Source organism: Pseudonocardia oroxyli, from assembly GCF_900102195.1.
GTDB lineage: Bacteria > Actinomycetota > Actinomycetes > Mycobacteriales > Pseudonocardiaceae > Pseudonocardia > Pseudonocardia oroxyli.
Window position 1 is genome coordinate 1 of the sequence record NZ_FNBE01000009.1, and the last position, 10540, is coordinate 10540.

Here is a 10540-nt window from a genome sequence, read left to right on the forward strand (position 1 = left end):
CGCCAGGGTGTGGGAGAGTAGGTCGCCGCCGACATCAAACAATCGGAAAGGCCCCGCAGCATTCGCTGCGGGGCCTTTCTGCATTCCCGGATTCGTGCCCCCGATCCGTGCCGTCAGGTGGTGCCGACGGCCGCGGCGACCGAGCGGTGACGATTCCGGTGGAGCAGGACGGCGAGTTCCTGGTTGACCTTCTTGGGCCAGGTGGCGCCCCCGTAGATGAAGCCGGTGTAGCTCTGCACCAGCGAGGCGCCCGCGGTGATCCGCTGGTAGGCGTCCTCCCCGGTGAAGATCCCGCCCACGGAGATGATCGTGCGCTCGGGGCCGAGCTTCGCCCGCAGCGTTCCGACGACCGCCTGCGCCGCCTCGCGCAGCGGGAGACCGGAGACCCCGCCCGCGCCGAGGGCGTCGACCTCCACCCGAGGCGTCCGCAGACCCTCACGGGAGACGGTGGTGTTGGTGGCGACCACGCCGTCGAGCCCCAGGCGCACGGACATGTCGGCGACCGCGTCGACGTCCTCCCCGGCCAGGTCGGTCGTGATCTTGACCAGGAGGGGGACGGTGCGTCCGGGCACGGCGGAGACGAGCTCGTCCCGCACCGCGTCGAGCAGCGGCTCGAGGACGCTGACCTGCTGCATGTCCCGCAGACCGGGGGTGTTGGGCGAGCTGACGTTCACCACCACGTAGTCGGCGAACCGGCCGAGGGCGCGGGCGCTGTAGCGGTAGTCGTCGACGGCCTCGTCCGGCGTCGCGGCCTTGCTCTTGCCGATGTTGATGCCGAGCACCGGACGTCGCTCGGGCAGCGTCGCCAGGTGGGCGGCAACGGCGTCCGCACCGGAGTTGTTGAACCCCATGCGGTTCACGAGCGCCTTGTCCGCGGGCAGGCGGAACAGGCGGGGTTTGGGGTTGCCCGGCTGGGGCCGAGCCGTGACCGTGCCGATCTCCACGAACCCGAATCCGAGGTTCCCGAGTGCGACCGGCCCGCGCGCGTCCTTGTCGAACCCCGCTGCGAGGCCGAGCGGGTTCGGGAAGTCGACGCCGAACACGCGGGTGCGCAGCACGGGGTCCGGCGCCGTGAGCACCGAGCTCAGCCGCGGGCCCACGAGCGAGGAACCCGCCACCCCCCGGATCGCCCCGAACGCGACGCCGTGGATCGGTTCCGCCGGGATGCGGCGCAGGACGTGCTGGAACAGCAGGTCGTACATGCCTTCATCATCGCCCACCCCGACGACCGCTCCACAATGCCGGGGTCAGTGGGGCGAGCGGAGGGCGTCCATGGCGCGGCGTTCGCGCTTCGTCGGGCGGCCGGTGCCGCGCTCCCGGACGGCGAAGACCGGCCGCGCCTCCTTCGGCGGGGGCGGCGGGGTGTCGTCGATGTAGCAGGCCTGGGCGTCCGGCGCGCCGACGCGCTTGTCGATCACCTTGGCGACCTCGACGATCCGGGTCTGCTCGTACACCCGGGCGCGGACCCGGTCGCCGGGGTGGACCGTGGTGGCCGGCTTGGCGGGGCGGTCGTTGACCCGGACGTGTCCGCCGCGGCACGCCGCCGCGGCGTCCGACCGGGTCTTCGCCAGCCGCACGGACCACAGCCACCGGTCGAGGCGCGCGGACTCCATCACCCCAGCCTGGCATAGATGCGCGGCGACGGGGGTTGTCACCGACCATGGCACGTGACCGGACCTGGCTCGTGGCGGCCGCGGCCGCGCTGTGGGGCACCGACGGGTTGCTGCGGGCACCACTGGCCGGCGCGTTGCCCGCGGCGACGGTCGTGTTCTGGGAACACCTGCTCGCGATCGTGGTGCTGATCCCCTTCCTGCCGTCGGCGTTCCGCGCGTTCCGGGCTGCGTCCGTCCGGGACCGCACGGCGATCGTCGTGATCGGGGCGGGCTCAAGCGCACTCGCCACCGCGCTGTTCACGGCGGCCTTCGCGACCGGGGACGCGCTGACCCCGCTGGTGCTGCAGAAGCTGCAGCCGCTGGTGGCGGTCGTCGCCGCCGCGCTGCTGCTCGGGGAGCGGGTGCGGGGGAGGTACTGGCTGTTCGCCGTGCCGGCGTTGGTCGGTGCGTGGCTCGTGGCGTTCCCGGACCCGTTGAGCGCGCAGCTGCGCGAGCTCGGGGCGGCGGGACTGGCGGTCGGCGCGGCCGTGCTCTGGGGGCTCGGGACGGTGCTCGGCCGGATGGTCGGCGTGCAGACCGCACCCCGGGACGTCACCGTGCTGCGGTTCGCGATCGGGCTGCCCGCGTCCGCGATCATCGTCGGGGTGCAGGGTGCACCGGTCGCCATCACCGCATCCCAGGTCGTGCCGCTCGCCCTGTTGGCGCTGATCCCGGGGCTGCTCGCGCTCGTCCTCTACTACATCGGCCTGCAGCGGACGCCCGCCGCGCGCGCCACCCTGGCCGAGCTCGCCTTCCCCGCGACGGCCGCGGTGCTGGGCATCGCGTTCCTGGGCGTCCACCCGAGCGCGACCCAGTGGCTCGGGCTGGTGATCGTCGTGGCGGCCATCACCGCGCTCGGGCTGCGGGAGCGGGGTACGGAACCGGTCGTTCTCGCCCCAACCGGATAGTCTTCGCGGGTGGCGCGTTCCTACGACCGGGTGGTCGTCGTCTTCAACCCCCATTCGACCGGGGACGCGCAGGAGCGTGCCGAGGAGCTGAAGTCCGGGCTGGCGGAGCGAGCCGCGGACCTGCCCGTGGAGCTGCGGCCCACGGAGTACGCCGGGCACGCCCGCGTCATCGCCGGGGAGGAGCCCGGAACTCCCCTCATCGTCTCGGTGAGCGGCGACGGCGGGTACAACGAGGTCGTCGACGGCGTCATGAAGTCGGACAACGACGCCGTCGCCGCGGTGCTCGCCGCGGGCAACGCGAACGACCATCGCCGCGTCGTCGGCAGGCGGCCCCTGCTCGACGCGATCGTCGACGGCACCACCGAGAAGCTGGACGTCCTCCGGATGACCGTCGACGACGAGGTGCGCTACGCCCACTCCTACATCGGCCTCGGGATCACCCCCGTCGTCGCGCTCGAGCTGGAGCGCGGCGGGAAGGGGTCGATCCGGGAGGTCCTGACCACGGTGCGCGCGTTCTCCCGGTTCCACCCCTTCGCGATCGACGTCGACGGGCGCACGCAGACCTTCGACAGCCTGGTCTTCGCGAACATCGCCGAGATGGCCAAGGTCGCGACGCTCGCCGAGGGCGCGGAGCCGGACGACGGCGTGTTCGAGGTCGTCCTCATCCCGCACCGCTCGAAGCTGCGCACGGCCCTGTCCGCGGCCCGGGCGGCGCTCGGCGGGCTCGGCCCGCAGCCGAGCGTGCGCGAGTACGCCTTCACCACGATCGACCCGATGCCCGCGCAGATCGACGGCGAGGTCCTGGAGCTGGAGGCGGGCGCACGGGTCCGGGTGGACATCGTGCCCGGAGGGCTCACCACCGTCCGATAGCGGAGGATGGGGCCATGTTGCTCGAGCGGCTCCGGAACGTGCAGGTGTCCTCCCTCTGCGACGCCGACAAGGGCCTGGCGGTCGTGGACCCGGCGATCCGGGCGATGGTCCCGGACGTCTCGTTCGCCGGTCCCGCCTTCACCCTCCTCGCCTACGACGACCACCTGCCCGTGCTCGTCGCGCTGCGGGAGGCGGAGCCCGGGTCGGTGCTGGTCGTGGCCACCAACACGCTGAGGAAGGCGGTGTCGGGCGAGCTGTTCGCCACCGAGGCCCGGCGCCGCGGGATCGCCGCGATCGTCATCGACGGCTACTGCCGGGACCTCCGTGGCCTGCGCCGCATCGGACTGCCCGTGCACGCGCGGGGCACCACGCCGATGTCCGGCACCACCCGGGACCCGGGCACCTTCGGGCGGGAGGTGCTGATCGGCCGGGTCCGGGTCGCGCCCGGTGATCTCGTCGTCGGGGACGACGACGGCGTGGTCGTCGGGAGCCGGGAGCGGTTCGAGGCGGCGATCGACCAGGCCGAGGAGATCGAGCGCGCCGAGCAGGCCCTGCTCGCGGGCATGGCGCGGGGCCGGTCGCTGCACGAGATGACGAACGTCGACGAGCACCTGCAGGCACTGGAGGCCGACGTCCCGACGTCCCTCACCTTCCGCGTCTAGCCAGGCATTGTGGAGCCACAATGCGGCCCGGGCCTCAGGTGAAGGTGACGTCCACCTGGCCGAGGGGGCCGAAGTCCGCCCGCACGTGGTCGCCCGCCTGGATGCTGGGGACCTTGGTCGTGGAGCCGGTGGTGACGATCTCGCCCGCCTTGAGTCCGGTCCCCAGGTGGACCAGCTCCTCGGCGAGCCAGACCAGGGCGGTGCGCGGATCCCCCATGACGACGGCGCCGTCCCCCTCCGCCGTGCGCTCGCCGTTGATCCACAGGGCGGTCCCGATCGTCGCCAGGTCGTCCGGGACCGCGGAGAGCTCGGGGCCGAGCACCAGGTGCCCGGCGCACGCGACGTCCGCGAGCAGCAGCGAGCTGCCCGCGTGCGCGTAGTCGGCGAGGCGGGAGTCCGGGACCTCGATGGCCAGGTGCATCCCGCCGACGGCGGCGAGGACCTCCTCGCGGGTCGGCTCCGGGCCGATGTCTCGCGCGAGGCGGAACGCGTACTCCGCCTCGACCGCCCGCATGTGCAGGCCCGCGAACGGGATCCGGTCGCCCGAGGCCACCCGCCCGCCCTCGAACAGCCGCCCCGGCAGCGGGGTCCCGATCCCGATCACGGCCTGGCTCGGCGCGGACGTCGCGGCGATCTTCCAGCCGTAGCTCGCGCCCGCCCGCTCGACAACCCGCCGCTGGATGGCCCAGCCCGCCTCGTGGTCGTGCGGGTGGAGGTCCTCCGGCAGCCCGTCGAGCACCTCGCCCGTGGTCCACGCGGTCCACAGGAGGTCGGCGGCGCGGTCGGCGAGCGTCTCGGCAGTGAGCGGCATGGCTGTGATCCTCGCCTCAGCGATCCCCCGAGCGCAATGCCGCCACGACCTCCTTCACCCGAGGGTCGGTCCGCAGCTCCTCCACCGACACGGGCAGCGGCAGCCGCCAGTTGGGGTACTCGTCGACGGTTCCGGGCAGGTTGGGCTGCCGGGTCTCCCCGACGACGTCGTAGGGGCTGGCCAGCACGAGTCGGCACCGGCTGCGTGCGAGCAGGGCGTGCAGGGCGGGCACGATCTCCGCGTCCGACGCGTCGGCCGCGACCAGTCCCTCGGCGACGAGCAGGTCCACCAGCTCGGCGCGCTCTGCGGCGGCCTTGCGCTCCTCGGCGGGCACGTCGTCGAGCAGGTCCAGGTCCGCGCGGGCCCGGACGTGCTCGCCGCCGAGGAAGCCCGCCGCCGTCGGGAGGTCGTGGGTGGAGATCGTCGCGACCGCCTCCTCCGGCCACTCGTCCGGCGGCAGCAGCCTGCCGGTCTCGGGGTCGCGGACGAACCACAGGACGGTGGAGCCGAGCATGTTCCGGCCGTGCAGCGCCTCGGTGACCTCGGGCTCGACCGTGCCGAGGTCCTCGCCGATCACGGCGGCCCCGGCGCGTGCGGCCTCGAGGGTGAGGACGGCGAGCATCGCCTCGGCGTCGTAGTGCACGTAGGTGCCGCGGTCGGGCGAGCGGCCCGGCGGGACCCACCACAGCCGGAACAGCCCGGCGACGTGGTCGATCCGCAGCCCGTCGGCGTGCGTGAGCAGCGCGCGGAGCATGTCGCGGTAGGCGGCGTAGCCGGTCGCGGCGAGGCGGTCGGGGCGCCACGGCGGCAGGCCCCAGGCCTGGCCGCGCTGGTTGAAGGCGTCCGGCGGGGCGCCGACGGTCACGTCGAGGGCGAGGACGTCCTGCAGCGCCCAGGCGTCCGCCCCCTCCGGGTCGCAGCCGACGGCGAGATCGTGGATCACCCCGAGCGGCATGTCGCGGGCGGCCTCGCGGGCCGCGGCCAGCTGGTCGGCGACGCGCTGCTGCAGCCACCCGTGGAACGCGACCCGCGGCGCCAGGGCGCGGCGGGCCTCGGCGACGGCCGGGTTCCCGGGGTGGCGCAGCTCCGCGGGCCACAGCGAGAACCGGCCGCCGTAGCGCTCGGCGAGGGCGCAGTAGGTCGCGAAGTCCACCAGGTCCGGGCCGGGGTCGACCGGCTCCGGGCGGCCCGCGGCCCGCCAGAGCGCCTCGGCCGCAGACTTCTTCGCGGCCCACACGCGGTCGTGCGGGATCCTGTCGCCGACGATCTCGGGCCGCAGCGCGTCCACCTCCGCCCGGGTGGCGGGGTCCGCCGCCGCGTACTCGGGCAGGTCGGTGACCCGCAGCGCGAGCGGCGTCGAGAACCGGCGGCTCGACGGCGTGTACGGGCTCGGCTGCACGGGCGAGAGCGGGGTGATCGCGTGCAGCGGGTTCAGCAGGATCGCCGAGGCGCCCTGCCCGGCGGCGTGCTCGGTGAACTCGCGCAGGTCGCCCAGGTCGCCGATCCCCCAGCTCTGCGCCGATGCCAAGGCGTAGAGCTGCAGCATCCAGCCCCAGGAGCGCGGCGCGGCGGGCAGCGCCGCGGGCGACACGACGACCGTGACCTCCTGCTCCGCCGTCCGCAGCCGGTACCACCCGGGCTCGAGCCCGGCCAGCTCGGTGACCTCGCGGGACGTCCCGTCCTCGGCGGTGAGCGTGCCCGCGCCGCGCCGGGTGTCGCTCGCGCGCATCCCGATGGTGCCGGGGAGCAGGCCGCGCGCCGCGTCCTCGCGGGCCGCGGCGAGCGCGGCGGCCCGGGCGGCGGGCGTCGTGGCGTCGACGTCGAGCAGGCCGAGGACTTCCACGACCACCTCCTCGTCGACGGTCACGGGCCTGCGGTCGCCGTCGTTGTAGCCGGTGGCGACGCCGTGCGCCGCGGCCAGCTCGGAGAGGTCGGGATCGATCGCCACGGGGGAATGCTTCCCCATCGGCCCGGGTCCCATTCGTCCGGTCGACTGAATCGCGCTGAGCTGCGACATCGACACCGGCGTGGGCGCAGCGGCGTGCGGCGCCCCCGGTGCTACGGTCGCGGCCACGAGTCCGGGCGGGCCCGTACCCCTGTGTGCGTACTCGGCCCTTCGGTCGTCCGCACGAGGAGTGAAGCGATGAGCACGTGGGCCCTGCTGGTGATGGTGCTGCTCGTGCTGCTCGCCCTGGGGATCGTCCTGGTGGCGTCCCGGCGGCCGCGCACACCGGCCGCGGTGGCGGCCGATCCGCAGCCCGTCGGGCGCACGGTGGGTGACCTGGTGCGCGACCGCGCCCCGGCCGTGGTCGCTCCGGAGCAGCCCGCGGACGAGGTGGCCGCCCCGGCCCCGGAGGCGGAGGCTCCCGTCAAGAGCGGCGCGGAGCAGGACGGGCCCGCGCGGGGCTCGGAGCCGGCGCTCGAGCGCCGCGCGGACACGGGTGTCGACGCCGGGCCGGTCGGGCCGCCCTGGACGCGCGGGTTCGTGGACGGGGTGCCGGTCGAGGGCCCGCCGGTGCCGAAGCCGCCGCGGCGCACCGGTGTGGACCCGGCGCTGGTCGCCCGGGTGACCTCGGTGTCCCCGCCGGTGCGGCCCAGTGCGGAGCGGGTGGAGCGCGGGATCGTGAGCCCCGCGGTCGCGGACGCCGTGGCCCGCGCCGAGGCACGTCGGCAGGGCGAGCGTCCGGTGCTCACCGCGGTCCCCGACCTGCCGCCCCGCCCCGCCCCACGCCGCGGCACGTTCGTCGCCAGCGGTGCCGGTGTCGCGGGGCTGGCGCTCACCGGATTCGTGGGCGGGCGCCGTGACGAGCAGGTCGAAGCCGCTCCCGAGCCCGAGCCGCCCGCCGAGCGCAGCGCCGTCGAGGCAGCGGCCGACACCACCGACGTCACCCACACCGCCGACACCGCCGACACCGCGCCCGAGGAGTCCGCTGTGGACACCGAGGCCGCGGACGAGACCGTGGACGAGACGACCGACGAGACCACGACCGACACTGCGGACGACGCCGCGCCGGCACCACGCGCCGTTCACCGGGACGCGGAGCCCGAGGGGGTGGACGCGGCTGCGGGCGAGACCAGCGACGACACCGCCGGCACCGCGCCCGCCGCGGCCGCCGCGCCCATCGCGCCCGTCGAGACTGTCGCGTCCGTCGCTCCCGTGGCGCCGCTGCCCAGCCCGCGGGACGGGGCGGGCGCCGCCCCGCGGCCCGTGGTCGTCCCCGCCGCGGCCGTGCGCCGGCTCCAGGCCGTCCCGACCAGCGCGGACACCGCGATCCCGACCCCGGCTGTGACCCCCTCGTCGCGTCCCGTCACGCTGAGCGCCGTGACCTCCCCGCACTCCACGGCCGCCCCCGCTCCGGCCGTCGACGCGCGTGCCGCCGAGCACGCCGCTGTGGACCTCGCGCTGCTGCGCACCCTCGGCTTCGCCGACCCCAACCCGCGCAAGGGGGCCTCGCCGGTGGTGGACATGTCCGTCGAGCACCCGGACGACACACCGGAGCCGCCCCGCGACCCCGTCGCCGTCGCGTTCCGGGTGACCGGCCGCGACCACGCGCCGCTCCCGGACGCCACGGTCGCCCTGCTCGACCACCGCGGCCGGGAGGCCGCCTCCGCCCACGGCGACGCGGCGGGCCACGGCTCCGTCGAGGCGCCGCGCCCCGGCGGGTACGTGCTGGTCGCGTCGGCGGACGGGCACCAGCCCGGGGTCGTCGCCGTGCGCGCGGAGCACGCGGGGGCGTCGGTCGAGGTCCCGCTGGTCCGCTCCTCGGCGATCGCGGGCCGCGTCACCGACGCGGCGGCCGAGCCGGTCGCGTCGGCCGCGCTGGACCTCCTGCAGGACGGCGAGCTCGTCGCCTCCGCCACGACCGGCGCGGCGGGCGACTACCGGTTCGCCGACCTCGCCGCGGGCGAATACACGATCGCGGTGCAGTCCGGCGGCCACGCCCCGGCGCTCGCCGCGGTCCGGGTCGGCGAGGAGGCCGACGCCGAGCAGGACGTGACCCTGCCCGCCGCGGTCCGCGGCTGATGCGACGGGCGGAGGGGCGCCTGCCCGGCGTCCTCGGCGAGCTGTTCTGGCAGGCCTGGCTCCCGGAGTCCGCCACCGGGATCGTGCTGGTCAGCCACGGCCTCGGGGAGCACTCGGGTCGCTACAGCCACGTGGCGGAGGCCCTCGTCGAGGACGGCTGGGCCGTGTACGCACTCGACCACGCCGGGCACGGTCGCTCCGAGGGCCGCCGGGTCGACGGCGGGCACGCCAACTGGGTCCCGGACCTCGACCTCCTGCGCCTGCACGCCGCCGCCCGACACCCCGGCCTGCCGGTGTTCCTGGTGGGGCACAGCATGGGCGGGCACATCGCGCTGGCCTACGCGCTGGAGCACCAGGCCGACCTGGCCGGGCTGGTGCTCTCGGCGCCGGGGCTGTCGAAGCAGGCGGTCCCCGCGCCCGTCGTGCCGGTGCTGCTGGCGCTCGGCAGGCTGCTGCCGACCCTGCGCCCCGCGGGGATCGACCTCGCCGACATCAGCAGGGACCCGGCTGTCGTCGCGGCGGTCCGGGCAGACCCGTTGTGCTACTCCGGCAATCCGACGCTGCGGCTCGGCGCCGCGATGTTCGGTGCGATGGACGACCTGCTCGCCCGCTCCCGCGAGCTGACCCTGCCCGTGCTCCTGCAGCACGGCGAGATCGACGCGATCACCACTGTCGAGGTGACCCGGACGCTGGCGCGCACCATCGCCTCCGACGACCTCACCGTCGAGATCTACCCGGGCCTGTGGCACGAGATCTACAACGAGCCGGAGCGGGACCGCCCGATCGGTGATCTCCGGACGTGGCTCGGGGCCCACCGGGAGTCCGTGCGCCCGGCGTGATCACGTCGCCGCGTCCATGTCGAACGCCAGGTGGGCCACGCTCGCGGTGAGCAGCGGGCGGCGGGACAGGGCCCGCAGCTCGTCGGCCATGGGGTGGCCGTGGCCCGGGACGAGGGCGGCGCCGCGCCCGATGCGGATCCCGCGCAGGCGGGCGTGGACCGGCGAGGCGAGGCGTCCGTCGTCACCGAAGGCCGTCACGCTGCCGCGGAGGGGGAACGGCAGGGGCAGGGCCGCGGAGACCGCCAGGGTCAGGACGTGCCTGCCCGCGTGCGCCAGCACCCCCGTCGCGCGGGTGGGCGTGAACTCCAGCGACGCCTCCCCGACCCACTTCGGCAGCCCCCACAGCGCCGCGCCCGCCTCGCGGGTGAACTCCTCGGTCACCGGCAGCTCGCTGATGTGGATGCCCGCGTCGGGTCCGCGGCGGACGGGGTAGGCGAGGGCCAGCTCGTCGTAGGTGCCCAGGTCGTTGACCCGGTACCGCACCAGCCCGACGACGGCGACGGTCCAGCCGGCGACCGCGACGGGCCGCAGCGCCGGGGGCAGGGCCACCCGGGACGCCCGGACGGGGTAGACCGCGCAGGCCGCGGCGGCGTCGCCGATCCGGACCGGGAACGTGAGCCGCTCGCCCCGGATCTCCCAGCTGCCGTCCTCGAGCCGCGTCGCCATGCCCCGATCCTGCCGGGTCGGCGGCGCGGCGCGGGGGCCGCGCCCGGCCCGCGCGGGTCACCGGTCGCCGGGTCGGGCGGGACCTGGCAGGCTGGTCCGCGCTGAGCC

At 75.6% G+C, this 10540-nt stretch carries 10 protein-coding genes; 5 read left to right on the forward strand and 5 right to left on the reverse strand.

The window, feature by feature from the left end:
- Positions 1-113: 113 nt before the first annotated feature.
- Both BLS43_RS14670 and BLS43_RS14675 read right to left on the reverse strand, forming a co-directional pair.
- Positions 114-1202: a quinone-dependent dihydroorotate dehydrogenase gene (locus tag BLS43_RS14670; RefSeq protein ID WP_093084346.1), complete on the reverse strand. Its 1089-nt coding sequence runs from the start codon at positions 1200-1202 to the stop codon at positions 114-116.
- 45 nt (positions 1203-1247) lie between these two features.
- The gene (locus BLS43_RS14675) at positions 1248-1613 is read right to left on the reverse strand and encodes an RNA-binding S4 domain-containing protein (RefSeq protein ID WP_093084349.1); all 366 of its coding nucleotides are present in this window, start codon (positions 1611-1613) and stop codon (positions 1248-1250) included.
- 47 nt (positions 1614-1660) lie between these two features.
- On the opposite strand from BLS43_RS14675, the gene BLS43_RS14680 reads away from it, so the two are divergent.
- Genes BLS43_RS14680 through BLS43_RS14690 form a run of 3 tightly spaced genes read left to right on the forward strand, consistent with a single transcriptional unit; the run spans position 1661 to position 4092 of the window.
- A complete protein-coding gene (locus BLS43_RS14680; RefSeq protein ID WP_093084352.1) occupies positions 1661-2560 on the forward strand; it encodes a DMT family transporter in 900 nt (299 codons plus the stop codon).
- Between the two features lie 9 nt (positions 2561-2569).
- Entirely contained in the window at positions 2570-3430 is an 861-nt protein-coding gene (locus BLS43_RS14685) for a diacylglycerol/lipid kinase family protein (protein WP_093084355.1), read from the forward strand.
- Between the two features lie 14 nt (positions 3431-3444).
- A complete protein-coding gene (locus tag BLS43_RS14690; protein ID WP_093084359.1) occupies positions 3445-4092 on the forward strand; it encodes an RraA family protein in 648 nt (215 codons plus the stop codon).
- A gap of 34 nt (positions 4093-4126) precedes the next feature.
- On the opposite strand, the gene BLS43_RS14695 is transcribed toward BLS43_RS14690, so the two are convergent.
- Together BLS43_RS14695 and malQ are read right to left on the reverse strand one after the other, a co-directional pair.
- Positions 4127-4903 carry a 2-keto-4-pentenoate hydratase gene (locus BLS43_RS14695; RefSeq protein WP_093084363.1) on the reverse strand — a complete coding sequence of 259 codons (777 nt, stop codon included), beginning with the start codon at positions 4901-4903 and terminating at the stop codon, positions 4127-4129.
- Between the two features lie 16 nt (positions 4904-4919).
- On the reverse strand, positions 4920-6845 hold the full coding sequence (malQ, locus tag BLS43_RS14700) for a 4-alpha-glucanotransferase (RefSeq protein ID WP_245707518.1): 1926 nt from the start codon (positions 6843-6845) through the stop codon (positions 4920-4922).
- 201 nt (positions 6846-7046) lie between these two features.
- Between malQ and BLS43_RS14705 the strand changes: the two genes are divergently transcribed.
- Together BLS43_RS14705 and BLS43_RS14710 are read left to right on the forward strand one after the other, a co-directional pair.
- Positions 7047-8927: a carboxypeptidase-like regulatory domain-containing protein gene (locus BLS43_RS14705; protein WP_093084369.1), complete on the forward strand. Its 1881-nt coding sequence runs from the start codon at positions 7047-7049 to the stop codon at positions 8925-8927.
- Positions 8927-9766: an alpha/beta hydrolase gene (locus BLS43_RS14710; RefSeq protein WP_093084373.1), complete on the forward strand. Its 840-nt coding sequence runs from the start codon at positions 8927-8929 to the stop codon at positions 9764-9766. Before BLS43_RS14705 ends, BLS43_RS14710 begins: the two co-directional genes overlap by 1 nt.
- Here BLS43_RS14710 and BLS43_RS14715 read toward each other — a convergent pair whose 3' ends face one another.
- Positions 9767-10432, reverse strand: a complete 666-nt coding sequence (locus BLS43_RS14715; RefSeq protein ID WP_093084376.1) for an acetoacetate decarboxylase family protein — start codon at positions 10430-10432, stop codon at positions 9767-9769. It lies immediately after the preceding gene.
- Positions 10433-10540: the final 108 nt, after the last annotated feature.